A 25,357-nucleotide genomic window follows, 5' to 3' on the forward strand; every position below is an offset into this window, starting at 1 on the left:
TAATAGCCATTAGTGAGTAACTAGTGAGTTAACGAAAGCGAAGTGAACAACGAGGTCTGGTGTGGCGGAGGAGAGGAAAGTGGCAACAACACAAGCGCGGACACGTCCATCTCCGGTATTGCAACCGGGACGGCCCGCCGATCCCGCTCCGCCGGTACCCGTCGCTGCTGAGACCGGGGTGGCGGCCCATGAGGTCCATCCGCCCATTCCTGTAGAAAGCGAACCGCCGGTTGCGGCGCCACTCGATGAGGGCGCTGGGTCTGCCGAAGACCAGAGTGCTCCCGAGGATGATCGGGAGGCATCAATGATGCGTCAGTCGGGGCGCCGCCGCTTGCTGCGTCAATGTGAACGGGTGCTGTTGCTGGATTTCAACACGCTTGCCATGCCGGACTGGCCGGATAATTTCACGATGGCCGCCGCCCGTCGTAGACGCGATATCTGGTTGTTTTCCGCTTCCCTCGCGGCCATTGTGTTTCTGGCCGGGGTGCCGGGCATCGTGCCCGCCTGGATAGCGGGTACCGGCTTTGGCGCCTTCGTGCTGATCGTCCTTGCGGGCATTCCTTTTGTGCGTCGGCTGTATAGCGGCCAGCCCAGCTATATCGATCTGCTACTGCGCCGACAGCACCGCATGCGGGAGGCTCGCAGTCACATCCAGCATCTAGAGGGCGCTGAAGGACTGGCGTGGCAGTGCGCGATGATGGCCGAGTTCAATCCCGCGCTGAGATCGCCTCGTTTCAGCGGGCTGGTCAACCTTTCCGAAAAACGTAGCCTGGCGCGGGAGTTGCGCCGCCGGGATCATATACGGCTGTTCCTTATCTACATGCTTGAGGCAGAGAAAGCCTATGAGCGTCTCCAGCATGCCTATTTCGAAGGCCACCAGACGGCCATCGACAAGGGTTGGGCACCGCCGGAGCCTACCGATGAGGTGACGGAGGAGGATCACGACGTCCCTCAACAGGCCACGGCCAGACCAGAGTAGCTTAGGTCGATCGCGTGTTGCTTACATCGTTGGATCAAATGGCGATCGCACCGAACAGGTTCATACTTCGAAGTCCGATAGGACTACGCCGTTCGCACTTACTCTGAGTCTGCATTGTGGTGCACGTTTGGCCACTTGTCCGGATCGAAAATGGTGCGACTAAGAACCTTTCCTGCCATTAGTGCACTTAAATAGTGCGAAATCGGGCAGTCAAAGAACCATTCGTTTCCTTCGGGTTGTCTTTTATTACGCTTAACTGACCGCGCTCCGGTGAAGCGTTCCTTTTTGGAACACTTCTTGTATGTCTGTGCACCCCTATAAAGCATCAAGGTGTAAGCAGTTGCTGCATCTTGTGGGTTCATCAGGTAAACGGGAGTTATAAACCGTGGAAACAACAAGTGCAGTGGAGACGCTGCTACAAGGTGCCAACACGCTTTTCCTGCTGCTGGGGGCCGTCATGGTCTTGGCCATGCACGCCGGCTTTGCCTTCCTTGAGGTGGGTACAGTCCGTCACAAGAACCAGGTCAATGCCCTGGTAAAGATCATGACGGACTTTGGTGTTTCAACCCTGGCCTATTTCTTTGTCGGTTACACCATTGCCTACCAGACAGACTTTTTCGCCAGTGCCACCGTACTGACGGAGGCCAATGGCTACGCACTGGTCAAGTTCTTCTTCCTGCTTACTTTTGCGGCGGCGATCCCGGCTATCGTCTCCGGCGGTGTTGCCGAGCGTGCTCGCTTCTATCCGTTGTTGGTAGCGTCGGCGCTTATTGTCGCGCTCGTGTATCCGTTCTTTGAAGGTATGGTCTGGAATGGCAACTATGGGTTCCAGGCCTGGCTCGAGTCCACCTTTGGCGCCGGGTTCCATGATTTTGCCGGGTCCGTGGTCGTACATGGTGTGGGTGGTTGGATCGCACTCGCTGCGGTGCTGATCCTCGGCGCCCGCAACGGTCGTTACCGCAACGGACGGGTGGTTGCGTTCGCGCCGTCCAACATCCCCTTCCTGGCGTTGGGCGCCTGGATACTGACGGTGGGCTGGTTTGGCTTCAACGTGATGTCTGCACAAACCCTCGATGGGATCAGCGGATTGGTCGCGGTGAACAGCCTGATGGCCATGGTCGGCGGGATCGTGGTGTCGATGCTGGTCGGCCGCAAGGACCCGGGTTTTATCCATAACGGACCGCTGGCAGGGCTGGTGGCGGTCTGCGCCGGCTCTGACCTCATGCATCCGATCGGCGCGCTGGTCACCGGTGGCGTTGCGGGCGCCTTGTTCGTCTACCTGTTCGAGTGGGCGCAGAATCGCATGACCCGCCTCGACGACGTACTGGGTGTGTGGCCGTTACATGGCATCTGTGGCGTATGGGGCGGTATTGCTGCCGGAATATTTGGCCAGGCCGGGCTCGGCGGTCTGGGCGGGGTCAGCCTGGGTGCGCAGGTTATCGGCTCTGTTGTCGGCGTGCTGGTCGCGTTTATCGGCGGCGCGATCGTTTACGGTCTGGTCAATCTGGTGAGTTCGCTACGCCTTTCCGAAGAGGAAGAGTTTGAAGGTGCCGACCTGAGTATTCACCGTATCGCGGCGACCTCGATGGATAATTGATCCTTCTCGTAGGGCTGGACAGGAAAGCGCAGGTGTTTCGGCATCTGCGTTTTTTTATGGATCGAAGATCTGGAGTAGGAGAGCGGAAGGGTGCCAGAACGGTGCATGCTTGACACACACTAAAGTCAAACGTATGTTTTAAACAAATGTTTGGCTTTCTGACGGGCAGAGCGTGTCTGTCTGGAGAAGCTGGGGAAATACTATCTAACCGGCGACATACTATGGCGCAGTCCGATACCGTTGATCGCATCCTCGATGCTGCTGAAGAGCTTTTCGCAGAGCGCGGATTTTCCGAGACCTCACTGCGCATGATCACCAGTAAGGCTAACGTTAATCTCGCCGCCGTCAATTACCATTTTGGATCAAAGAACGCACTCATTCAGGCCGTGTTCGCACGTTTTCTAACCCCATTCTCGGACACTCTGGAAAAAGCATTCGACGATCTCGAGCGTCGCTGCAACGGTCGACCGCCCTCGCTGCATCAAACGCTGTGGGCGCTCACCGAAAGTGCGGTGCGCATGCCGCACCGTAACGAGGACGGTATCTCCATTTTCATGCGTCTGTTGGGGCTGGCATACACACAGTCCCAGGGGCACCTGCGTAAATTCCTGGAAGAGGAATACAGCGAACCGTTCGGGCGTTTCATGGGGCTGCTCAAGGAGGCCACACCCCAACTGTCCGCGGTAGACCGCTATTGGCGCATCCAGTTCATGCTGGGCGCGACCGCGTTCACCATGTCCAGTAGCGACGCGCTGCGGGAGATCCTGGAGAACAAACTTGGGGTAGATACCACGGTGCAGGAAATCGCGGCGCGCCTGGTGCCTTTCCTTGCATCCGGGTTGCAGGCGTCAGATACGGTGGCTTTCCCGCAGACAGCCTGACACGCTGGGACTGTCTGTATCCTCGATAGCCATGTTCGCCTGACCTGCAACCCCCTTGCCACGCCGTAGAAAGCCTCCCGCTTTCGCCCGCAGAAATACCCTCTTGTATTGCCTGGCCGTCCTGGGCTCGGTAATCTCTGCGCCTGTAACCTACGATGGACCGTTGTCCCGATCGCGTCTTTGACCAGAGGTGCCTTTTGCTAACGGCTGAAGAAATACGGATCAGTATTCCCCGGCAAACGCTAACGGTTCAGATGAGTGACGGTAGTATTTGCCAGTATCCAGTATCCACTGCCAGTAATGGCCCCGGAGAAGCCAACGGCTCTGGCTGCACGCCCCGCGGGCGCCATTACGTCCGGGCGCGAATTGGGGCGGGGCAGCCACGAGGTTCTGTTTTCGTGGGCCGGCGCCCCACCGGCGAGATCTATTCCAGCCAACTCGCTGCCGAGCACCCCTCCCGGGACTGGATCCTGACCCGGATCTTGTGGCTTTGCGGGCGGGAGTCGGGAGTCAACCGGGGTGGTAATGTCGATTCCATGCGCCGCTACATCTATATCCATGGCACGCCGGATACTGAACCGATGGGCGTGCCCGCATCCCATGGCTGCGTACGTATGCGCAACGATGATCTGCTTGCGCTCTTTGATCATATCCGGGTCGGTACGCCGGTATTTATCGAATAGGGTACCGAACCGCCCTGAATGAACAGTCGGAATGTGAGTAAGGGGCCCCGTGTGCCCTGAAGGAAATCAACTGTAGACAACCAGGAGACAAGGTGTGGAAGAAGCGCCTGAGAGGCTGAATCGCTGGATCGAGAATTACAGCTTGCTTTCGCAGGAGTGGCGCGTCGCCATCGTCGTTTTCGCGCTTGTGCTGGCTACGGCGGTGATAGCCTTTACCATTAGCCGTATCATCGTGCGGCTGGAAAACAAGTTCAGCAAGACCAACAACCTCTGGGACGATGCGCTCCTCCATGCCTTGCGCAAACCGGCGATTGGCTTCGTCTGGCTGCAGGGCGTCTACTGGGCCGCTGCGCTGGCCCACCGCTATTCCGAAGCCGAGATCTTCAAGGCGAATCAAATGGTACTCCGCCTTGGCCTGATCTGGCTGCTGGTCTGGTTCCTCTGGGGCTTCATCAAGCAGGGCGAAAAGATCCTCGCTTCTCCGGCCAAGATGCGCAAGCCGATGGACTATACGACCGTGACTGCGGTCAGCAAACTGGCTCGCGCTGTGGTCTTCATTACAGCGGCCCTGATTATTATGCAGTCCCTGGGATACAGTATTTCAGGCGTCCTGGCCTTTGGAGGTATCGGTGGTATCGCCATCGGCTTTGCCGCCAAGGACCTACTGGCCAATTTCTTCGGTGGTCTCATGGTCTACATGGACAGGCCGTTCAAGGTGGGGGACTGGATTCGCTCGCCGGACCAGGAAATCGAAGGCACGGTGGAACACATCGGCTGGCGCCTCACCACTATCCGTACTTTCGACAAGCGACCACTCTACGTGCCGAATGCAGTGTTCACCCAGATCTCAGTGGAAAACCCATCGAGGATGACTAACCGGCGCATCTACGAAACCATTGGCATCCGTTACCTGGACGTGAGCCAGATCAGTTCCATCGTATATGACATTCGGACCATGCTTGAGGAACATGAAGAGATCGACAGCGAGCAGACGCTGATCGTCAACTTCCTCAAGTTCAACGAATCCTCCCTGGACATCATGATCTATACCTTCACCAAGACGGTGGAGTGGGTGAAGTACCACGCGATCAAGCAAGACGTGCTGCTGCAGATCAGCGAGATCATCAATAGCTACGATGCCGAGGTGGCTTTCCCCACCAGGACCTTGCACCTGGCGGATGCCATACGCCTTGATTCGCCGCGGCAGGAGAGCCGGAAAGAGGAAAGCGAGGAGGAGAGCCGCAGGAAGGGTGAGGACCGCCCTTCTTACCGGGAAGAGAATGCCATCGAGAACTACGAAAACAACCCCAAGGCTGACCATACCACCCAGGGAGATGCCGACTAATGACGCAAGCAGCTACATCGGCCAAAGAGATAACGACGCCGACTATCGGTATCGTTGGCGGTACCGGCCTGACTGAGCTCGAAGGTCTGGAGATAACAGGGGAGAAGACCATCACGACGCCATGGGGCGCGCCTTCCGCACCGCTCGTTACCGGCAATCTCAGTGGTGTTCCGGTTATCTTTCTCGCCCGCCATGGCAACCCGCACCGGATCCCGCCTCATCAGGTGAATTACCGTGCCAACCTTTGGGCCCTTCGGGAAGCCGGCGTCCGGACGGTTATCGGCGTCAATGCCGTGGGCGGTATTCATGCAGCCATGGGCCCAGCCCAGATCGTCATACCCGACCAAATGGTGGACTATACCTGGGGGCGTGGCCACACCTTTTTCGAAGGCGATATCGAGCACGTGACCCATATCGATTTCACCTACCCGTACACTGAGACACTGCGCCAGGCGCTAAAGACGGCGGCACTGGATGAAGACGTGCATTGCGTGGATTTCGGTGTCTACGCGGCCACCCAGGGGCCGCGGCTGGAAACGTCGGCGGAGGTCCGGCGACTGGAAAACGATGGTTGCGACCTGATCGGAATGACTGGCATGCCCGAGGCAGCATTGGCGGCAGAGCTGGAACTGGATTATGCCTGTCTGGCCTTGGTGGTGAACTGGGCAGCGGGGAAGTCCGATCACATCATTACGATGGATGAAATCCAGGAGGCAATCGACGCCGGCATGTCCGGCGTGCGGGCCATCCTGGCCCGGTTTATCCAGCAGGACTACAGGCCGGTCGACCGGCCCTGAGATTTATTTCTCCATCAACTATTGCGTACTGGCGCTTCCGCTCTGGTCTGCGATCGGTTTGAAGTAGACCAGCAGCCCCAGGGATGGTGAGTCCAGATAGTGGATTTCCTCGCTGCGCATGCGGCGGGTCTCGTGGAGCCACGTCAGCAGTTGCTTGTCGGAGGTTGGCTCGGTGCGAAGATCAGTCACGGTGAATTCGTCGCCCGCAGAGCGCGAGCCCATATACGGATCGTTCGCCGCCAGGGGATTGTCCTGGCTGACTTCCGACTGTTGCGGCTCGAGACTCCCGTCCTGGTTCACGCCGTCCTGCATGGATTTTTCTGGCGCCGGTTCCCAGTGGTTGAGATGCGCCGTGACGTGCAGGTAGCGGATACGGTCGATGTCGATGTAGCCCTGTACTTCCCGCTCGCCGGCTTCCTCGAGCATTTCCCCCAGCGCAATCCGCAAGGGTTCTCCCTGGTAATCCGGTGGAAACGACTGGGTCCAGCCGGTCGCCATCAGCACGCGGTAGCGACCGCTGTTCTCGAGCCGGGCTGCCGCTGAATTGAGATACAGGTTATTACGGGGAATCAGGGATAGATCGGAGGTGACCTGGCCGCCGGGACCGACCACCCAGAGCTGTTTCTCAACATCAGGGTTGGCCTCGGGGCGGCGCGTCTGCATTTCCTCGCCAATCGACGAGGCGGCGTCAAGACGCTCGAACAGAACCAGTTCGGCCCGGTAGAGATTGTCCTGGGCCGTTGCTGTTCCGGATGCTGACATCAGGGCGGCTGCGAAGGCCAGTGGCGCCAGCCACCGGTTCTGGAAATCCTGCAAAACTCCATACTCCCGTTTCTGGGCCAGCCATGCCGGCCGTGGGCGGCGCTCGGTCATGCGGGGCGTTTCTCCAGCTCCGTGAGCATGTCCGCGACGCCGGCAAGTTTACCATCGGTCGAGGTATCCTTCAGCCTGAAGCGGAAGGTGTTGGCGCCCTCAAGTTTATAGGATTGCGGTGCGCCCTGGACTTTCTGGACAAGAATTAACGGATCGACCGGTGTGGTGTTGCCGAATTCCAATCGGCCCCATTCGCTGCCGGCATCGATCTTGGTGATGCCGAGCGCTTCCGCGCGGATGCGCGCCTGAGTCTGGCGTATCAGGTTCTTGGTCTGGTCCGGCAGCAGGCCGAAGCGGTCGATCATCTCGACCTGCAGCTCCTTGAGCTCATCCTGGCTCTTGGTACTGGCGATCCGTTTGTAGAGCATTAACCGGTTATGCACATCCGGCAGGTAGTCTTCCGGAATCAGCGCCGGAATGCGCAGGTTGATCTCGGTGCCATGGCTGAGTGGTAGCTCCGCGTTTGGCGTGCGCCCCTCGCGGATCGCCTTGACGGCTTCGTCCAGGAGCTCCATGTAGAGTGTAAAGCCGATGCTCTCGATCTGGCCGCTCTGTTCCTCGCCCAGCAGCTCGCCGGCGCCGCGGATTTCCAGGTCTTGGGTTGCCAGCATGAACCCCGCACCCAAATCCTGCGCCAGGGAAATGGCTTCCAGCCGCTTCTCGGCATCGGCGCTCAGGCTCTTCGGCGGCGGGGTCAGCAGGTAGGCATATGCTTGGTGGTGAGACCGGCCGACACGGCCGCGCAATTGGTGCAGCTGGGCCAGGCCGAACTTGTCTGCGCGCTCGATAATGATGGTATTGGCGCTGGGGATGTCGATGCCGGTCTCGATGATCGTGGTGCATACCAGCACGTTGAAGCGCTTGTGGTAGAAGTCAGACATGATCTGCTCGAGCTCGCGCTCGCGCATCTGGCCATGGGCGACGCCGACCCGGGCTTCGGGGATCATCTCGCGCAGGTCGGCCGCGGCTTTCTCGATGGTACTGACTTCGTTGTGCAGGAAGTAGACCTGGCCACCCCGGAGGATTTCCCGCAGGACCGCTTCCTTCACCATGGCGTCCTCGCGCTGCCGCACGAAGGTCTTCACCGACAGGCGCCGGGCTGGCGGGGTGGCAATAATGGACAGATCCCGCAGGTGGCCCATGGCCATGTTGAGCGTACGCGGGATTGGCGTTGCCGTCAGGGTTAACAAGTCCACCTCGGCCCTGAGTGCCTTGAGTCGCTCTTTCTGCTGCACGCCGAAGCGGTGTTCCTCGTCGATGATCACCAGTCCCAGGTTCTTGAACTTCACATCGCCCTGGATCAGCTTGTGGGTGCCGATCACGATATCTGCCTTGCCAGCTTCGATGTTTTCGAGGGTCTGGCTTGCCTGCTTACCGGTACGAAAGCGGCTCAGCAACTCGACGTTGATGGGCGTATCGGCAAAGCGGTCACGGAAGGACTCATAGTGCTGCTGGGCGAGCAGGGTGGTCGGCACGAGCACGGCGACCTGCTTGCCGGAATAGGTTGCAATAAAGGCGGCCCGCATGGCCACTTCCGTCTTGCCGAAGCCCACATCACCGCAGACCAGACGGTCCATCGGGCGCTCACTGGTCATGTCTTCCATAACGGCATCGATTGCCGCTTGCTGGTCCGGGGTTTCCTCGAACGGGAACCCGGCGGCGAAAGCCCGGTAGTTTTCTGCCGGGTCATCGAAGACAAAGCCTTTGCGGGCTTCCCGTCGGGCGTAGACATCGAGCAGTTCGGCGGCGGTGTCGCGGATCTTCTCCAGCGCTTTTTGCTTGGCCTGGCTCCAGCGGTCGGTACCGAGCTTGTGCAGTGGGGCCAGGTCGTTATCCGTCCCGGCGTAACGGGAGATCAGGTGCAGACTGGAGACAGGCACATAGAGTTTGGCGTTGTCCGCATACTCAAGGGTCAGGAATTCCTCGGCATTGTCCTTGTCCACGGCGATAGTCTGCAGGCCTTGGTAGCGGCCTACGCCGTGATCGATGTGGACCACCGGGGCGCCGATGCGCAATTCCGACAGGTCGCGGTAGCTGGCATCGTTGATTTCCGTAGGCTTTTCGCGGCGCCGCTGCTGGAGTACGCGCTCGCCAAAGAGTTCAGTCTCGGTAATGAGTGCGAGCTGATTTTCGGTTAGCTGATACCCCGCATCGAGTGGTGCCACGGTGATGGCCAGGTCGGCGTTGCTCTGGATAAATGCGGCCCAGTCGCCGATAGGCTCGGGACGCAGCTTGTAGTCCGCCAGGTTCTCGATCAGGGCCTCGCGTCGGCCTGCCGATTCGACACAGAGCAGCGTGCGCCCCTCGAATCCGTTAAGGAAGTCCCGTAGCCGGTGGGCCGGATCCTGGGCCTTGCCGTCCATCGCAACGCGGGGCAGGGCGGCTGTGGCACAGGTGCGCTCACGCGCGCCGGCATCGGCAAACTCGGTCTGTACGGTTACGCGGGCAAAATTTTTCAGCTGGCGGTAGCACTCGTCCTTGGCCATGAATAGGTATCGAGGCTCGAGGATCGGGCGCATGCGATCGTAGCGGCGATCCTCGTAGCGGGTCTCGGCCTCTTCCCGGGCGTGATCGATGGCGGGTTCAAGGCCGGCTGAGGTGAAGACCTGTGTATTGTCTGGCAGGTAGTCGAACAGTGTTGCCGTCTCTTCGAAAAACAGCGGGAGGTAGTACTCGATACCCGGCGGGGTGATGCCCTGGCTCACGTCCTTGTAGATCGGCGCGTCCTTGTCGGCGTGCGGGAAGTGCTCGAACCAGCGGTTGCGGAAGCTGGAGCGTGCCTCCTTGTGCCAGGGAAATTCGTTGGCCGGGAGCAGTTCTATGCGTTCGATACGGTCTACGGAACGCTGGGTCTCCGGATCGAAGGTGCGCAAGGTCTCGATCTCATCATCGAACAGGTCGATCCGGTAGGGTTGGGCCGCGCCCATGGGAAAAATATCCAGGATGGCGCCACGGACCGCATATTCGCCGTGCTCGTAGACATTCTCGGTATGGCGATAGCCGGCTGCTTCGAGCTGTTGGCGCCAGCTGTCGATTTTCAGGGTCTGACCCACTTCCAGTAGCAGGGTATTGCCCTGCAGGTAGGAAACCGGCGCCAGCCGATGCATCAATGTTCGGGCCGGGACCACCAACAGCCCGCATTGCGCCTGGGGCAAACGATGCAATGTACGGATCCGGCGCGAAATAATGTCCTGGTGCGGCGAGAACATGTCGTAGGGCAGGGTTTCCCAGTCGGGCAGGGAGAGCAATTCGAGCCCATCGTCGCTGATGCCGCCCTGGTCTTCGTCTGCTGCCAGCCCAAGGAAAAAACGCAGTGACTGCTCCAGACGGATCGCCTCGTCCGTCGAGGCTGTAATCACCAGGGTCAGTCCGCCATGGCTGCGTGCACCCTCGCAAATCGCCAAGGCTTGGCTGCTACCGTGCAAGCCGCTCCAGATTTCATGGTTCGAGGGGCGGCTGGGCAGCTTGGGTGCGATCAGGGCCTGCGGTGTGGCGACTGGACTCATAGCGTTGCGGCTTTCCTGGCTAGTCTGGAATTAAGCGGGCATTGCCCTCGATAGTTTCGACGGTTACTGCGTTGGGCGCGATGGTAAAGGCCCTTGGAGATATAGGCCCCTATATTGGGAGGCTCATTCTAGCGGGCGGAATCTGGGCTGTCATGACTGTAATGCCAGGGCTCTTCCTTGGGCTTGTTCGCCAGCTTCTTAAATTGGATAATAACCGCCCAATTTGTGCGGGTTAGCGGGCTTTTCCGCTGCCTATCAATGTCTAAACACCAGAGGTTTACGCGTGAGTCACGAGCAGATGAACGAGCACCTGTCCGCCTGGACTGAAAGAGAATCCATGGCGGAGGCGATGATTCCCCTGATCGGCCGCCTGTATCGCAAGAACAATGTGGTCACGTCAATTTACGGTCGTGCAATCATCAACCAATCCACGATTGGCATCATCAAGGCTCACCGTTTTGTGCGTCAGGTTGAGCACAACGAACTATCTGTCCACGACACGCTTCCTATCCTCGAAATCCTTGACAAGCTCGACCTTGGTCGCGCCCACATCGACATCGGCAAACTGGCCGTGCGCTTCAAGGAGCAGGGCAGTGGCAGCTCCCTGGAAGAATTCCTGCGGGAGGAAATCGGCGAAGTCGTCGGCAAGTATCAGGAGCAGTGCCACGAAGAGTCCTGTCGTGACACCAAAGACGTGGTGCTCTACGGCTTCGGCCGGATTGGCCGTCTGCTGGCGCGTATCCTGATCGAAAAAGCGGGTGGCGGTAACAATCTGCGTCTGCGCGCGATTGTCGTACGCCAGGGTGGTGCCGAAAATGATCTGGAGAAACGTGCCAGCCTACTGCGCCGGGATTCGGTACACGGTTCCTTTAAAGGCACCATCACCGTCGATGAGGAAAATAGCGCCCTGATCGCCAACGGCAACTTTATCAAGGTGATCTACTCCGACGGTCCGGACAAGCTGGACTACACCGACTACGGCATCAACAACGCCATTATCATCGACAATACCGGTAAGTGGCGCGACGAAGAGGGCCTTGGCCTGCACCTGAAGTCCAAGGGGGCCAGCCGCGTTATCCTGACCGCACCGGGTAAAGGCAATATCAAGAACATCGTCTACGGCATCAACAATGGTGATATCACCGAGGATGATCGCATCCTGTCGGCCGCGTCCTGTACCACGAACGCGATTACGCCGGTATTGAAGGCGATCCATGACGAGTTCGGGATCATCGATGGTCACGTGGAAACCGTGCACTCCTACACCAACGACCAGAACCTGATCGACAACTATCACAAAGGCTCGCGTCGTGGCCGCAGTGCGCCGCTGAATATGGTTATCACCGAAACGGGTGCCGCCAAGGCCGTGTCCAAGGCACTGCCAGAGCTGAAAGGCAAACTGACCGGCAACGCGATCCGGGTACCGACGCCCAACGTCTCCATGGCGATCCTGAACCTGAACCTGAGCAAGGACGTGACCGTCGAGTCCGCCAACGATTACCTGCGGGAGATGGCGCTGCACTCCGAGTTGCAGAAGCAGATCGATTTCGTCAACTCGCCGGAAGTGGTGTCTACCGATTTCGTGGGCTCCCGTCACGCCGGGGTGGTCGACGCCCAGGCGACGATCGCCAACGGTAATCGGCTGATCCTGTACGTTTGGTACGACAACGAGTTTGGCTACAGTGCGCAGGTTATCCGTTGCGTAAACCAGATGGCCGGTGTGACTTACCCGATCTTCCCGTCACGCGTACGCTGATCGGTCCGATTTGATCGGTTATGGCTATCCAGCCGTGGCCGGCGAATCTCCGGCGCCCCGTTAGGTCCAAGCCTTTCGGGGCGTTTTTGTTTGGCCCTTGGCTGTGTGCAAGTGGCCGTAGCTGTTGGGCGCGCGGGAGGGTTTGGACGGGTTGTGGGCCACTACGTAACCGAGCGTAAAGTAGGGGGTGTTCTGGTGGAAATGACGCGTCTGACTCTCTATAATTGGCGCGATTTTGGGTACGTCTGGCTGCTGAAACTTCACCCTTCAACCAAACACCCGGTCTCACCAGGTGCTTGATTTCGCCGGTCCTGGGCGCTTTCGCGTCAATTCGGGGCTATCCTGGAGTTTTTCCCGGACGTGACTAATCCATAGAAAGTTTCTGATGATTGGACGGGGCTAAATGATTAAGATCAAAAAAGGCCTGGATCTTCCCATCAGTGGCGCTCCCGAACAGACTATTACCGAAGGCAAGCCCGTGCGCAGCGCTGCGCTAATTGGTTTTGACTATAACGGTATGAAGCCAACGATGGCGGTTCAGGAGGGCGACCGCGTCAAGCGGGGCTCGCTGCTGTTTACGGATAAGAAGACCGAGGGTGTTCGATACACTGCACCGGCTGCGGGTGTGGTGAAAGAAATCAATCGCGGTGAACGCCGGGTATTCCAGTCGGTCGTCATCGAGATCGATGGCGACGAGGCGGAAGGCTTTGCTCGCTACGAGTCCAGTCAGCTTGGCGCTCTGGAGCGTCAGCAGGTGGTCGACAATCTGGTCGAGTCCGGACTCTGGACCCTGTTCCGGACGCGCCCATACAGCAAGGTGCCGGAAATCGACTCCGCACCGCATTCCATCTTTGTCTCAGTCATGGATACCAATCCGCTGGCTGCAGACCCCACCGTCATCATCAAGGACGACCCGAAATCTTTTGAGAACGGCCTGCGTATCCTGGGCAAGCTCACCAACGGTAAGGTGTTCGTGGTTGGCAAGCCAGGTTCCGACGTTTCCGTACCCAAGGACGACCAGGTGGAAGTGCGTCAGTTTGATGGCGTCCACCCCGCCGGTAATGTGGGTACCCATATCCATTTTCTGGATCCCGTCGTGGGTGACAAGGTGGTCTGGTCCATCGGCTACCAGGACGTCATGGCCATCGCGCGTCTGTTCGAGACTGGTGAAGTGCCATCTGAGCGTATCGTGGCCCTGGGCGGTCCCAAAGCGACCAAGCCGCGCCTCATCCGCACCCGTGTAGGTGCAAGTCTGGATGAGTTGCTCGAAGGCGAGCACGATACGTCTGTCGACGTGCGCGTCGTTTCCGGCTCCGTGTTCGGTGGTCGTACCGCACGCGGCTCCTGTGCCTATCTGGGTCGCTATGCGAATCAGGTAAGTCTGCTTGAAGAGGGCGACAAGCGGGACTTCATGGGGTGGATGTCACCCGGTACCAACCGTTTCTCGACGCTAAATATCTATCTCTCCAAGCTGACCCGTGGCCGTCGTTTCAACCTGACCACGACAACGAATGGCAGTGAGCGTGCAATGGTGCCCATCGGAGCCTACGAGGACATCATGCCGCTGGATATCCTGCCGACGCAGCTGCTGCGCTCGCTGATTGTGGGCGATACCGAAATGGCCCAGAAGCTGGGATGTCTCGAGCTGGACGAAGAAGACCTTGCCCTGTGCACCTTCGTTTGTCCCGGCAAATACGAGTATGGCCCTATCCTGCGTCAGAACCTGACCCGCATCGAGATCGAGGGCTAAGCACATGGCATTAAGAGAGTTCCTCAACGGTATCGAGCACCACTTCGAAAAAGGTGGTAAGTACGAGCGCTGGTATGCGCTCTACGAAGCGGTCGACACCATTTTCTATTCGCCGAGCAGCGTGACGTCCACGACGTCGCACGTTCGCGACGGTATCGACCTTAAACGCATCATGATCACGGTCTGGTTCTGTGTCTGGCCGGCGATGTTCTTCGGCATGTGGAACATTGGTTACCAGGCCAATTCATTCCTGGCTGCTACTCCGGATGCCATGATGGGTGATGGTGGCTGGCGTACAGCTATCATCTCCGCGCTGGCAGGCAACGACCCGGGCAGCATCTGGGACAACCTGGTCTACGGTGCGGCCTACTTTATCCCGGTTTATGCCGTGACCTTCATTGTCGGCGGCTTCTGGGAGGTTCTGTTCGCGACGGTTCGTCGTCACGAGGTGAACGAGGGGTTCTTCGTGACCTCCATCCTCTTTGCCCTGATTTGCCCGCCCACCATTCCACTGTGGCAGGTAGCTTTGGGTATCACCTTCGGTGTCGTTATCGGCAAGGAAGTGTTCGGCGGTACTGGCAAGAACTTCCTGAACCCGGCGCTCACTGGCCGTGCGTTCCTCTACTTCGCCTATCCGGCGCAGATCTCTGGCGATACCATTTGGACGGCCGTTGATGGTTTCAGTGGCGCAACGGCTCTGAGCATGGCAGCGTCCGGCGGTATGGACGCGGTAAGGGAGTCCATGACCTGGGCGCAAGCCTTCTATGGCACGATCCAGGGGTCCATCGGTGAAACCTCCACGCTGGCCATCCTGATCGGCGGCCTGATCCTTCTGGGCATGAAGATCGCATCCTACCGCATCGTGGGCGGGGTAATGATCGGCATGATCGCGACTACCTTGCTGCTCAACGCCATAGGTTCGGAAACCAATCCGATGTTCGGTGTGCCTGCGCATTGGCACCTGGTCATGGGTGGATTCGCTTTCGGGATGATGTTCATGGCAACCGATCCTGTATCTGCGGCCATGACCAACACCGGCAAGTGGGCCTTCGGTATCCTCGTCGGCTTGATGACCGTGCTCATCCGCGTGGTCAACCCGGCCTTCCCGGAAGGCATCATGCTCGCCATCCTGTTCGCTAACCTGTTTGCGCCGCTGATGGATCATTTCGTCGTGCAGGCCAATATCAAACGGAGGCTCGCCCGTGGCTAAGAAGAAGGAAACCGTTTCCCGCACGGTTGTCGTAGCCCTGGCGCTGTGCATCGTCTGTTCGGTCATCGTTTCGACCGCGGCGGTTGTGCTCAAGCCGGCTCAAATAACCAACCGTAACCTCGACATGAAGACCAATATCCTGGCCGCAGCCGGTATGTTGCAGCCAGGTGCCAGCGCTGATGAAATCGAGGAGCAATTCCAGCGATTTGACGTCAGGCTGGTCAATCTGGAATCTGGCGAATATGTCGACCCGCAATCTATCGGCCTGAATGACGCTATGGCCTACGACCAGTACCGAGCTTCGGCGGATCCCGAAATGTCGGAAGACATTCCGTCTTCCGAAGATAAGGCTGGCATCAAGCGCCAGGCCGACATCGCCAAGGTGTTCGTGCTGCAAACGAATGGTGAGCTCGAGCGCATTGTACTGCCGATTCACGGCTACGGCTTGTGGTCTACGCTATACGGCTTTGTCTCTCTCGAAGGCGATGCCAATACCATCGAAGGTCTTGGTTTCTATGCCCATGCGGAAACACCGGGCCTGGGGGGCGAAGTCGATAACCCGAAGTGGAAGGCTCAATGGGTTGGCAAGAAGGTATACGGCGAAAACCTGGAAGAGCCCGAGATCCAGTTGGTCAAGGGTGGTGTCGATCCCAATGCACCTGATGCTGAACACAAGGTCGATGCGCTCTCCGGAGCGACGCTGACCAGCCGTGGTGTACAGCAGCTGGTTAACTTCTGGATGAGTGAACGTGGCTTCGCGCCCTACCTCAACAAGCTTCGCGAAGGGGAGGTCTGACCATGGCGGATGTAAGTGCAAAGCAGGTTCTCTTCGAACCCATATTCAATAACAACCCCATCGCCCTTCAGATCCTGGGGATCTGTTCGGCGCTGGCGGTGACCAGTAGCCTTAGCGTCACAATGGTTATGTGTGCTTCGGTTATTGCGGTTACCGCATTTTCAAACCTCTTTGTTTCCGTCGTGCGTTCGCAAATCCCGAACAGCATACGGATCATTGTGCAGATGACGATCATTGCGTCGCTGGTCATCGTGGTCGACCAGATCCTCAAGGCCTATGCCTACGAGATCAGTAAACAGCTGTCGGTGTTTGTTGGTCTGATCATCACCAACTGTATCGTCATGGGTCGCGCGGAAGGCTTTGCGATGCAGAATGGTCCGCTACTGAGCTTCCTGGACGGGATCGGTAATGGTCTGGGCTATTCGGTGATGCTGATCGTCATTGCATTCTTCCGCGAATTGCTGGGCTCTGGCTCTCTGTTCGGCGTGGCGCTGATGCCGGTGGTGAACGATGGTGGCTGGTACGTCCCGAACGGTCTCATGCTGTTGCCGCCGAGTGCCTTCTTTATCATCGGTCTGTCTATCTGGGGCCTTCGTGCCTGGAAACCGGACCAGGTGGAAGCGCCTGATTACAAAATGTCCCGGCACAAAGTTAAGGAGGCCTTCTGATGGAGCATTACATCAGCCTTATCCTGAGGGCCGTCTTTGTTGAAAACATGGCGCTGGCGTTCTTCCTGGGGATGTGTACGTTCCTGGCCATCTCCAAGAAGATCGAAGCTGCGCTGGGTCTCGGTATCGCCGTTATCGTGGTGCTGACCTTGACCGTCCCGGTGAACAACCTGATCTACAACAACGTACTTCGTGAGGGTGCGCTGTCGTGGGCCGGACTTCCCGAGGTGGATCTGAGCTTCCTGGGCCTGCTGACCTATATCGGTGTTATCGCCGCGATGGTTCAGATCATGGAAATGATCCTGGACAAGTACATCCCCGCGCTATATGCCGCCTTGGGTGTTTTCCTGCCATTGATTACCGTGAACTGCGCCATTATGGGTGCCTCACTGTTCATGGTCGAGCGTGACTACACCTTCGGCGAGAGTCTGGTTTACGGCTTCGGCGCCGGTCTGGGCTGGGCGTTGGCGATTGTCGCGCTGGCAGGCATCCGTGAAAAACTGAAGTATAGCGACGTACCCGAGGGCCTGCGTGGCCTGGGCATCACCTTCATCACGGTGGGCCTGATGTCGCTGGGCTTCATGTCGTTTTCCGGTATTTCCCTGTAAGTCATCCGGCACACGGTTAATAACGATTAAGGCGAGACCATGAATACAGAAATCATTCTCGGCGTGGTCATGTTTACTGTCATCGTGCTTGCACTGGTGGCGGTTATCCTGGCGGCGCGTTCCAAGCTGGTCAGTACCGGCGCTGTAACGATCGAGATCAACGACGACCCTGAGCACACGCTCAAGACCGAAGCCGGCGGCAAGCTGCTCGGTACCCTGGCCGGCAACGGCATCTTCCTGTCTTCCGCGTGCGGCGGGGGCGGTACCTGCGCGCAATGCAAGTGCAAGGTGCTTGACGGTGGTGGCTCCATGCTGCCGACGGAAAAGACCCATTTCACCAACCGTGAAGAGCGTGAAGGCTGGCGCCTGTCCTGCCAGGTCCCTGTAAAACAGGACATGAAGATCGAAGTGCCGGAAGAGTTTTTCGGTGTGAAGAAATGGGAATGCGAAGTGGTGTCGAACCACAACGTGGCCACCTTCATCAAGGAACTGGTGCTGAAGCTGCCCGAAGGTGAGGAAGTCGACTTCCGAGCCGGCGGCTACGTCCAGCTCGAATGTCCTCCCTACGAGATCGACTTCAAGAATTTCGATATCGAGGAGGAGTTCCACGAGGATTGGGACAAGCACGATATCTGGCGCTACAAGGCCATTAACAAGGAAGAGGTCATCCGTGCCTATTCCATGGCGAACTACCCGGAAGAGAAGGGTGTCCTCAAGTTCAACATCCGTATCGCTACACCGCCGCCGGGTACTGAGCACCCGCCGGGCCTCATGTCCACTTATGTTTTCAATCTTAAGCCGGGTGATAAGGTCACGGTATTCGGTCCGTTTGGTGAGTTCTTCGCCAAGAAAACCGAAGCGGAAATGGTGTTCATTGGCGGTGGTGCGGGCATGGCACCCATGCGCTCCCACATTTTCGACCAGTTGAAGCGACTGAACTCCAAGCGCAAGATCAGCTTCTGGTACGGCGCACGCAGTGTCCGTGAAATGTTTTATGTCGAGGACTTCAACCAGCTGGCGGAGGAAAACGACAACTTCGAATGGCATGTGGCGCTGTCCGACGCACTACCGACGGACAACTGGGAAGGCCCGACAGGCTTCATCCACAACGTTCTGTACGAAAACTACCTCAAGGACCATCCCGCACCTGAGGACTGTGAGTACTACATGTGTGGGCCCCCCATTATGAACGCGTCCGTCATCAAGATGCTGAAGGACCTGGGTGTCGAGGACGAAAACATCATGCTGGACGATTTCGGGGGTTAATACGACTGCATGAAATCCAGCATGATCTGGCCCGCCTTGGTGGCGCTGCTTTGCAGCGCCGCCCTGGCGGGCTGTTCGTTTGAGCCTGACCGTGAAATTTGGGAAATAAGTGGCCCGGTTTTCGGAACCCAATATCATATCAAGGTCGCATTGACCGACGATGAAGGGCGTCTGGAAAATCTGGCTGGAGGGATCACCGGCGTTCTGGAAGACGTGGACGCGGCGATGTCGACCTGGCGGGAAGACTCCGAACTGTCCCGTTTCAACCGCCAAGAGCGGAAAGGGGAGTGGTTTCCGGTATCCGACCCGCTGTTTGAAGTGCTTACAGAGGCGCAGCGCGTCAGCAGGTTAAGCGAAGGAGCTTTCGACATCACCGTAGGACCTGTGGTCAATCTTTGGGGATTCGGGCCAGAGGCACGCCCCGACCAGGTGCCGACGGACGATGTGCTGGCCCAGCGTATGGCTGACACGGGGTACGAGAAGCTTGAGCTGAATGCCGGGGATAAGACTATTCGCTCCGACTTTCCGCTTTATCTCGACCTGTCTGCTATTGCCAAGGGCTATGCGGTGGATGCTGTAGCCAGATATCTGGCGGACGCCGGAGTTGAGGCATATCTGGTCGAGATCGGCGGCGAAGTGAACGCCCACGGACGTAAGCCTGACGGCGAGGTCTGGCGACTGGCCATCGAAAAGCCGGTATCCCGGGAACGTACGGTGCAGCAGGTCGTGGCGCTGGAAAACCGCGCGATGGCGACCTCAGGCGATTACCGTAACTATTACGAGGCCGACGGAAAACGGTATTCGCATACGATCGATCCGGCGACGGGGCATCCGATCGGCCATCGGCTGGCATCGGTTTCGGTGATCACCGAAGACTGTATGACGGCAGATGCCATGGCAACCGCCCTGAATGTCATGGGCGAGGAACGGGGCTATGCATTTGCAGTCCAACACGACATCGCCGCATACTTTATCTATCGGGCCGAAAGCGGGTTTGAAACCAAGTACACACCCGCGTTTTCGTCCTTTCTGATCGACTGACGGAGGGTACGATGGGTACTTTTCTCCTGGTATTGGCCATTTTCGGGATACTGCTTGCGGGCATGTCCATCGGTGTCATTATGGGTCGCAAGCCCATCAGCGGTACCTGTGGCGGTATCGGTGCGCTGGGTATAAGCGGGGCCTGTGAAATCTGCGGTGGCGACCGCAACAAGTGCGACGAAGAGAACGAGCGTACTGCAACCGAGGCCTCCCGCGCAGAAGCGCTCAGCTATGATGCAACAGAGTCGAAACCGCACTAGGTTCTCGTCTCGTTAAAAGCCCGCGCACCCGCTACATGCGCGGGTTGTTTGTGTTTCCAGGTTGGGTAACTGGCAGTCCAGCCTACCTGCCCGGGCCAGCGCCAAACACCACATCAACTAACACGACGGAATAAGGAGTTACTGCGCCTATGGCAGAGCATCACTACGACGTCGTCGTTATCGGCGCCGGTCCTTCCGGCGAGGGTGCGGCGATGAACGCGACAAAGCATGGCAAGCGTGTCGCTATCGTTGAGGATAAACCCACCGTCGGCGGTAACTGCACCCACTGGGGAACCATCCCGTCCAAGGCGCTGCGTCACTCAGTCAAACAGATCATTACCTTCAACACCAACGTGATGTTCCGGGACATTGGCGAGCCGCGCTGGTTTTCTTTCCCGCGCGTCCTGCAGAATGCCGAGAAAGTCATGGGCAAGCAGGTCAAGCTGCGCACACAATTCTATGCCCGTAATCGGGTCGACCTGTTCAACGGCAGGGCCTATTTCCTCGACGAGCATCGTATTGAAGTGCGCGGTGGGAAAGGGGAGGAGATCCTCAATGCCAAATCGGTGGTCATCGCTACGGGGTCACGCCCTTACCTTCCGCCCGATGTGAACTTCCGCCACCATCGCGTCTACAACAGTGACTCCATTCTCAAGCTCTCCCACACGCCGCGCACCCTGGTAATCTACGGCGCAGGGGTAATTGGCTGCGAATATGCGTCGATCTTCGCGGGACTCGGAGTCAAGGTGGACCTGATCAATCCGGGCAGCCGCTTGCTGACCTTCCTCGACGATGAAATCTCCGATGCGTTGAGTTATCACCTGCGCAATAATGGCGTTCTGGTGCGGCACAACGAGCAATATGAATCGGTCGAGGGTGATGACCATGGCGTCATCCTGACGCTGCAGTCAGGCAAGAAAATTCGCGCAGATGCGTTCCTGTGGTGTAACGGTCGAACCGGCAACACCGACAAACTGGGTTTGGAGAATATCGGCCTGGAGCCCAATACCCGTGGTCAGCTGTCGGTGGACGAGCATTACCGTACCGCGATTCCGCATATTTATGCCGCCGGAGATGTGATTGGCTGGCCCAGCCTGGCGAGCGCGGCGTATGACCAGGGACGCTCGGTATCCTCCGACCTGATTGGGGACGAGCACTTCCGCTTCGTTTCGGACGTGCCCACCGGCATCTACACCATTCCTGAAATCAGTTCCGTGGGTAAGACCGAGCGGGAACTGACGGAGGCGAAGGTTCCGTATGAAGTCGGGCAGGCGTTCTTCAAGGATCTGGCACGCGCTCAGATCACTGGTGAAGCCGTGGGTATGCTGAAGATTCTGTTCCACCGCGAGAGTCGGGAGATCCTGGGTATCCACTGTTTCGGTGACCAAGCGGCAGAGATCGTACATATTGGTCAGGCAATCATGAATCAGGAAGGTGAGGCCAACTCCCTCAACTACTTTATCAATACCACTTTCAACTATCCGACCATGGCGGAAGCCTACCGGGTGGCTGCACTGAACGGTTTGAATCGTATCTTCTGATTACGCGTCAAGCACTACAAAAAAGCCGGCAGGATACTCATCCGCCGGCTTTTTAGTATTCATCGCACTTTAGCAGGGAAGCCCTCCTGACGGTCTTGATAGGCACAATAGGCAGCCTTGCAGGCTGCTCCGAAGCTGAAGCGTCGGCTACATTTTCTAGTTAACTCGAGTATGTAGCAGACGCTTTAGCTTCTGAGGCGCTGAAGGCGCCCATGGACTTTGCCGTCACAGGTGGCACCTTCCTCTCACGCTAATTCACGAAGACTCTTTTCCTCATGGTCTGTATACACGATCAAGTGGTCCCCGCCAGGGTTTCCGGATCTTTCTCCACGCGCCTGGGCAGCCGGGAAATAGCATTAGCGGCGCGATTCTCAAAGTACATCAGCGTGCTGGTGGGGAAGTCTGTAATGATGCTGTCGATACCCATTTTTTCCAGATCCAGCATGTCCTGGATACGGTTAACCGTCCAGACGGAGACGTGCAGGCCTTCTTTGTGTGCGGCCTCGACCACCGCCGTAGAGCATAGCCTTGCGTTCAGGCAGAGATAGTCGCAACCCAGGCGCTTGGCGTTCTTGACCGGGTTGGGGAAGCGCTTGTCGAAGACCAGACCGGTACGGATATTGTGGTCACGCCGTTTGACCTCCCGCAGGAACCAGGTATTGGACGATGTCAGCGCGGCGCGGTCGTACCAGTGATTCTTCTGGATCAGCTCCGCCAGGCGATTGCACAGCACGTTCATGCGCTGGCGTTCGTCGGTTTTAACCTCGAATTGCATGTGAGCAAAGTCGGGGCAGGTATCGAGCACCTGCCTCAGCGTGGGGATGCTGCAGGGCTGGTGCCAGGGCACCGTGTTGTGCCTGGCGTCCAGTTGTGACAGGGCTTCGGTAGTTAATTCGCCCACCTTGCCTTCAACGCCGGTGGTCCGGTCTGTCGTCGTATCGTGGATAACCACCGGCTCGCCGTTGGCAGACAGCAGGATATCCATCTCGAAATGCCGGATACCATGCTTGTAAGCGTGTTTGAAGCCTGGGAGTGTGTTTTCCGGCGCTTCTCCCTTTGCACCGCGGTGACCGTAGATAATCATTGTGCGAGAGTCTCTCAAGCTGTTGACGCACAGACATAAACCGAAATCGCCAATACTTGGCATCCCGGGGTTACTGCATATGGAGGTTGGAATCAGCGACGGTAAAGCTCGCGCCGCTTCTTCCATAATTCATGGCATAGGGCTACATCGTCGAGAAAGGCTGGGAGCTCTTCCATGGTCAGCGCCTGGGGGCCGTCCACCAGTGCTTTCTCCGGTCTGGGGTGAAAATCCACCAGGACCATGTTTGCGCCCGCGACAATCCCTTGGGCCGTAGCGTGCATCACATCCGGAATACCATCCGGCGAGCTGTCACGGCTGCCCACGGAATGGGAAGGGTCAATGCATACGGGCATGCGGGTCAGACGCTTTACGGCCGGTACGTGGGCGAAGTCCACCATGTTGCGGTGCGGCTGTCCTGCTTCGGTCTTCATTCCGCGCAAACAGAAAATCACATTGGCGTTGCCCTCGCTCGCCAGGTATTCCGCAGCGTTGAGCGACTCGTTCAGGGTAATGCCAAAGCCGCGCTTAAGTAGCACTGGATATTCTTTCTGACGACCGATGGCCTTGAGCAGCTCGAAATTCTGCGTATTGCGGGTACCCACCTGAAGCATGACACCAGTCGGTCGGCCGAGTTGTTCCAGGCAGGTATCGATTTCCTCGATATGGCTCTCGTGGGTGATTTCCATGGCAATCACCCGGATGCCGTACTTGCCGGCCAGTTCAAACACGTAGGGCAGGCAGGCCTCGCCGTGGCCCTGGAACGAGTAGGGGTTGGTCCGCGGCTTATAGGCGCCCATGCGGGTGCAGGTCTGGCCATGGTCGGCCAGTGACTTCATCATGATTTCAACGTGTTCCGGCGTGTCGACGGCGCACAGACCGGCAAAGACGTTCAGGTTATCCTGGTCGAAATGCACATCGTTATAGCTGAAGCCGGTTTGACGTCGGTCATCCCGGTGGCGTCCAAGAATGCGGTATTCATCGGAAATCCGGATCGCGCGCTCGACCGCTGGCAGGGCCTCGATTTCTTCCTTGTTGAGGGATTTGGTGTCCCCGAGCAAATAGAGCTCCGTCAGCTTTTGCTGCGCACCCTGGACCTCATGAATCCTTACCGAGACACCCGGCAGGTTTTCCAGGAAGGAGAGGGTGTCGCGATAGGCGTCGCTATCCAACGGCGTGTCAGGGTAAAGGATGGCAAGCATGGCGTCTCCTTCAGGACGACATCGCCTTCTCGGCCCGATGTCGGCATTCCATATATTCGCGGTGGTTGAGGTGCAGCAGGTCGGCGATACGCCGGACCAGGTGTTCCTCATACTTGTCGATACGGCCGTCGGCGAAGGCCACGCGCCAGATGCTTTCCAGAATTTCGGCCTTTCCCGCCTGGTCGAGCCGGGCGTTGAGCTGCTCGGTGAACTCATAGAGCGACGTTGCATCTTCGGCATGGGCGCGGGCGTCCGCCAGGATCGCGGTGGCTTCCTCCCGAGTGATTTCCTGGGAGCGGATCGCGCAATCGACGATCATGCTCATTTCCACATCGTCTTCGTACTGGTCCACCCGTGCGAGCTGGACCATCAGGGCGGTTGCTGCAACGGCCAGTTGTTTCGGATCATTTTTCTCCGGTACGCCTTCAGCGTCACCGGAGAACAGTTTCTTCAAGGCTTCGATCATGCTCAGGCTGCTCGGGCTAACTGCCGGACCCTCTGTTCCAGTTCGATCTGGTCGGCAGCGAATTTACGGATACCCTCGGCCAGTTTCTCCGTGGCCATGGCGTCTTCGTTCATCAACCAGCGGAAGTCGTTTTCCTGCAGGCTGATACGTGATTCCACCTTACCTGTTGTTTCCGGTGACAGGATACGGGGCAGTTTGCCTTCGTCATTCTGCAGGGTTTCCAGCAGGGCCGGGCTGATAGTGAGGCGATCGCAACCGGCCAATTGCTCGATTTCACCAGCGTTGCGGAAGCTTGCGCCCATGACGACGGTATCGTAACCGTTGCCCTTGAAGTAGTTGTAGATCCGGGTAACCGAGAGTACGCCGGGGTCTTCGTGAGGCGCGTAGGCTGTCTTTCCGGTAGCTTTCAGGTTCCAGTCCAGTATACGCCCGACGAACGGCGAGATCAGGAAGGCGCCTGCTTCTGCACAGGCGGCGGCCTGGGCAAATGAGAAGAGTAGGGTCAGGTTGCAGCGTATGCCTTCTTTCTCGAGGATCTCGGCGGCGCGGATGCCTTCCCAAGTGGAAGCGATTTTGATCAGCACCCGGTTGGTGGGTACGCCGATACTGTCGTAAAGCTCCACCAGGCGCCGCGCCTTGGTCACAGTGCCTTCGGTATCGAAAGACAGGCGCGCATCCACTTCGGTGGACACCACACCGGGGATCAGTTCCAGGATCTGTTGGCCAGCCAGCACCCCAAGATAATCGGTGGCGATGCCCAGTTGATCAGCTTCTGAACCGTGTTGGCTCTGCGCGTAGTTAATGGCGGCGTCGAGCATTGGGCGGTATGCAGGCAGATCGGCAGCTTTGAGCAGCAGTGACGGGTTTGTGGTCGCATCGACCGGACGCCACTGTTTTATGGCTTCCAGGTCACCGGTATCGGCGACCACCGTGGTCATGGCTTTGAGCTGATCGAGTTTACTCATGGGTACAAATCGTCCTGATTGTAGTTGCGCGGGCACAGCAGGCGCTGCGTCCTTTCGGTAAGGCAAGGAACCTTGAATTAAACCTA

The 25,357-nt window shown here is 58.0% G+C and carries 22 protein-coding genes; 16 read left to right on the forward strand and 6 right to left on the reverse strand.

What is annotated here, in order from left to right; genetic code table 11:
• Positions 1 to 79: 79 nt before the first annotated feature.
• From RE428_RS09580 to RE428_RS09605, 6 genes are all read left to right on the forward strand, one after another.
• Entirely contained in the window at positions 80 to 979 is a 900-nt protein-coding gene (locus RE428_RS09580) for a hypothetical protein (RefSeq protein ID WP_205624613.1), read from the forward strand.
• Between the two features lie 385 nt (positions 980 to 1,364).
• Entirely contained in the window at positions 1,365 to 2,576 is a 1,212-nt protein-coding gene (locus RE428_RS09585) for an ammonium transporter (RefSeq protein WP_040882612.1), read from the forward strand.
• A gap of 221 nt (positions 2,577 to 2,797) precedes the next feature.
• A complete protein-coding gene (locus RE428_RS09590) occupies positions 2,798 to 3,457 on the forward strand; it encodes a TetR/AcrR family transcriptional regulator (RefSeq protein WP_004581784.1) in 660 nt (219 codons plus the stop codon).
• Between the two features lie 155 nt (positions 3,458 to 3,612).
• Positions 3,613 to 4,140, forward strand: a complete 528-nt coding sequence (locus RE428_RS09595; protein WP_051079794.1) for a L,D-transpeptidase — start codon at positions 3,613 to 3,615, stop codon at positions 4,138 to 4,140.
• A 94-nt stretch (positions 4,141 to 4,234) separates the two neighbouring features.
• Positions 4,235 to 5,485, forward strand: coding sequence for a mechanosensitive ion channel family protein (locus RE428_RS09600; protein ID WP_004581786.1), 1,251 nt, complete (start codon positions 4,235 to 4,237; stop codon positions 5,483 to 5,485).
• The gene (locus RE428_RS09605) at positions 5,485 to 6,282 is read left to right on the forward strand and encodes an S-methyl-5'-thioinosine phosphorylase (protein WP_004581787.1); all 798 of its coding nucleotides are present in this window, start codon (positions 5,485 to 5,487) and stop codon (positions 6,280 to 6,282) included. The genes RE428_RS09600 and RE428_RS09605 overlap by 1 nt, the downstream gene beginning before the upstream one ends.
• An 18-nt stretch (positions 6,283 to 6,300) precedes the next feature.
• On the opposite strand, the gene RE428_RS09610 is transcribed toward RE428_RS09605, so the two are convergent.
• On the reverse strand, positions 6,301 to 7,155 hold the full coding sequence (locus tag RE428_RS09610) for a CsiV family protein (protein WP_004581788.1): 855 nt from the start codon (positions 7,153 to 7,155) through the stop codon (positions 6,301 to 6,303).
• Positions 7,152 to 10,661: a transcription-repair coupling factor gene (mfd, locus tag RE428_RS09615; RefSeq protein ID WP_004581789.1), complete on the reverse strand. Its 3,510-nt coding sequence runs from the start codon at positions 10,659 to 10,661 to the stop codon at positions 7,152 to 7,154. Before mfd ends, RE428_RS09610 begins: the two co-directional genes overlap by 4 nt.
• Before the next feature lie 298 nt (positions 10,662 to 10,959).
• Between mfd and RE428_RS09620 the strand changes: the two genes are divergently transcribed.
• From RE428_RS09620 to sthA, 10 genes are all read left to right on the forward strand, one after another.
• Entirely contained in the window at positions 10,960 to 12,417 is a 1,458-nt protein-coding gene (locus tag RE428_RS09620) for a glyceraldehyde-3-phosphate dehydrogenase (protein WP_051079795.1), read from the forward strand.
• Between the two features lie 403 nt (positions 12,418 to 12,820).
• On the forward strand, positions 12,821 to 14,167 hold the full coding sequence (locus tag RE428_RS09625; protein ID WP_004581791.1) for a Na(+)-translocating NADH-quinone reductase subunit A: 1,347 nt from the start codon (positions 12,821 to 12,823) through the stop codon (positions 14,165 to 14,167).
• A gap of 4 nt (positions 14,168 to 14,171) precedes the next feature.
• Positions 14,172 to 15,377: an NADH:ubiquinone reductase (Na(+)-transporting) subunit B gene (locus tag RE428_RS09630; RefSeq protein WP_004581792.1), complete on the forward strand. Its 1,206-nt coding sequence runs from the start codon at positions 14,172 to 14,174 to the stop codon at positions 15,375 to 15,377.
• Complete coding sequence (locus RE428_RS09635) at positions 15,370 to 16,173, forward strand: Na(+)-translocating NADH-quinone reductase subunit C (protein ID WP_004581793.1); 804 nt, start codon at positions 15,370 to 15,372, stop codon at positions 16,171 to 16,173. The genes RE428_RS09630 and RE428_RS09635 overlap by 8 nt, the downstream gene beginning before the upstream one ends.
• Positions 16,174 to 16,175: 2 nt before the next feature.
• On the forward strand, positions 16,176 to 16,841 hold the full coding sequence (locus tag RE428_RS09640) for an NADH:ubiquinone reductase (Na(+)-transporting) subunit D (RefSeq protein ID WP_004581794.1): 666 nt from the start codon (positions 16,176 to 16,178) through the stop codon (positions 16,839 to 16,841).
• A complete protein-coding gene (gene nqrE, locus RE428_RS09645) occupies positions 16,841 to 17,449 on the forward strand; it encodes an NADH:ubiquinone reductase (Na(+)-transporting) subunit E (RefSeq protein ID WP_004581795.1) in 609 nt (202 codons plus the stop codon). Before RE428_RS09640 ends, nqrE begins: the two co-directional genes overlap by 1 nt.
• A gap of 39 nt (positions 17,450 to 17,488) precedes the next feature.
• Positions 17,489 to 18,715, forward strand: a complete 1,227-nt coding sequence (gene nqrF, locus RE428_RS09650; protein ID WP_004581796.1) for an NADH:ubiquinone reductase (Na(+)-transporting) subunit F — start codon at positions 17,489 to 17,491, stop codon at positions 18,713 to 18,715.
• A gap of 21 nt (positions 18,716 to 18,736) precedes the next feature.
• Complete coding sequence (locus tag RE428_RS09655; protein ID WP_004581797.1) at positions 18,737 to 19,756, forward strand: FAD:protein FMN transferase; 1,020 nt, start codon at positions 18,737 to 18,739, stop codon at positions 19,754 to 19,756.
• An 11-nt stretch (positions 19,757 to 19,767) separates the two neighbouring features.
• A complete protein-coding gene (gene nqrM, locus RE428_RS09660; RefSeq protein ID WP_004581798.1) occupies positions 19,768 to 20,016 on the forward strand; it encodes a (Na+)-NQR maturation NqrM in 249 nt (82 codons plus the stop codon).
• Between the two features lie 149 nt (positions 20,017 to 20,165).
• On the forward strand, positions 20,166 to 21,557 hold the full coding sequence (sthA, locus tag RE428_RS09665; protein ID WP_004581799.1) for a Si-specific NAD(P)(+) transhydrogenase: 1,392 nt from the start codon (positions 20,166 to 20,168) through the stop codon (positions 21,555 to 21,557).
• Between the two features lie 292 nt (positions 21,558 to 21,849).
• Here sthA and RE428_RS09670 read toward each other — a convergent pair whose 3' ends face one another.
• The 4 genes from RE428_RS09670 to tal form a co-directional block, all read right to left on the reverse strand.
• A complete protein-coding gene (locus RE428_RS09670; protein WP_004581800.1) occupies positions 21,850 to 22,641 on the reverse strand; it encodes a glycerophosphodiester phosphodiesterase in 792 nt (263 codons plus the stop codon).
• 92 nt (positions 22,642 to 22,733) lie between these two features.
• Positions 22,734 to 23,840: a phospho-2-dehydro-3-deoxyheptonate aldolase gene (locus tag RE428_RS09675; RefSeq protein ID WP_004581801.1), complete on the reverse strand. Its 1,107-nt coding sequence runs from the start codon at positions 23,838 to 23,840 to the stop codon at positions 22,734 to 22,736.
• Between the two features lie 10 nt (positions 23,841 to 23,850).
• The gene (locus RE428_RS09680; protein ID WP_004581802.1) at positions 23,851 to 24,306 is read right to left on the reverse strand and encodes a tellurite resistance TerB family protein; all 456 of its coding nucleotides are present in this window, start codon (positions 24,304 to 24,306) and stop codon (positions 23,851 to 23,853) included.
• 2 nt (positions 24,307 to 24,308) lie between these two features.
• Entirely contained in the window at positions 24,309 to 25,271 is a 963-nt protein-coding gene (gene tal, locus RE428_RS09685; protein ID WP_004581803.1) for a transaldolase, read from the reverse strand.
• Between the last annotated feature and the right edge of the window lie 86 nt (positions 25,272 to 25,357).

Origin of the sequence: Marinobacter nanhaiticus D15-8W (genome assembly GCF_036511935.1) — a bacterium.
Lineage (GTDB): Bacteria > Pseudomonadota > Gammaproteobacteria > Pseudomonadales > Oleiphilaceae > Marinobacter_A > Marinobacter_A nanhaiticus.

Coding starts and splice junctions, on each gene's coding strand:
- RE428_RS09590 (WP_004581784.1), top strand. CDS start 2,798: ATGGCGCAGTCCGATACCGTTGATCGCATCCTCGATGCTGCTGAAGAG.
- RE428_RS09595 (WP_051079794.1), top strand. CDS start 3,613: ATGGACCGTTGTCCCGATCGCGTCTTTGACCAGAGGTGCCTTTTGCTA.
- RE428_RS09605 (WP_004581787.1), top strand. CDS start 5,485: ATGACGCAAGCAGCTACATCGGCCAAAGAGATAACGACGCCGACTATC.
- RE428_RS09610 (WP_004581788.1), bottom strand. CDS start 7,155: ATGACCGAGCGCCGCCCACGGCCGGCATGGCTGGCCCAGAAACGGGAG.
- mfd (WP_004581789.1), bottom strand. CDS start 10,661: ATGAGTCCAGTCGCCACACCGCAGGCCCTGATCGCACCCAAGCTGCCC.
- RE428_RS09620 (WP_051079795.1), top strand. CDS start 10,960: ATGAACGAGCACCTGTCCGCCTGGACTGAAAGAGAATCCATGGCGGAG.
- RE428_RS09625 (WP_004581791.1), top strand. CDS start 12,821: ATGATTAAGATCAAAAAAGGCCTGGATCTTCCCATCAGTGGCGCTCCC.
- RE428_RS09630 (WP_004581792.1), top strand. CDS start 14,172: ATGGCATTAAGAGAGTTCCTCAACGGTATCGAGCACCACTTCGAAAAA.
- RE428_RS09640 (WP_004581794.1), top strand. CDS start 16,176: ATGGCGGATGTAAGTGCAAAGCAGGTTCTCTTCGAACCCATATTCAAT.
- nqrE (WP_004581795.1), top strand. CDS start 16,841: ATGGAGCATTACATCAGCCTTATCCTGAGGGCCGTCTTTGTTGAAAAC.
- nqrF (WP_004581796.1), top strand. CDS start 17,489: ATGAATACAGAAATCATTCTCGGCGTGGTCATGTTTACTGTCATCGTG.
- RE428_RS09655 (WP_004581797.1), top strand. CDS start 18,737: ATGATCTGGCCCGCCTTGGTGGCGCTGCTTTGCAGCGCCGCCCTGGCG.
- nqrM (WP_004581798.1), top strand. CDS start 19,768: ATGGGTACTTTTCTCCTGGTATTGGCCATTTTCGGGATACTGCTTGCG.
- sthA (WP_004581799.1), top strand. CDS start 20,166: ATGGCAGAGCATCACTACGACGTCGTCGTTATCGGCGCCGGTCCTTCC.
- RE428_RS09670 (WP_004581800.1), bottom strand. CDS start 22,641: ATGATTATCTACGGTCACCGCGGTGCAAAGGGAGAAGCGCCGGAAAAC.
- RE428_RS09675 (WP_004581801.1), bottom strand. CDS start 23,840: ATGCTTGCCATCCTTTACCCTGACACGCCGTTGGATAGCGACGCCTAT.
- RE428_RS09680 (WP_004581802.1), bottom strand. CDS start 24,306: ATGATCGAAGCCTTGAAGAAACTGTTCTCCGGTGACGCTGAAGGCGTA.
- tal (WP_004581803.1), bottom strand. CDS start 25,271: ATGAGTAAACTCGATCAGCTCAAAGCCATGACCACGGTGGTCGCCGAT.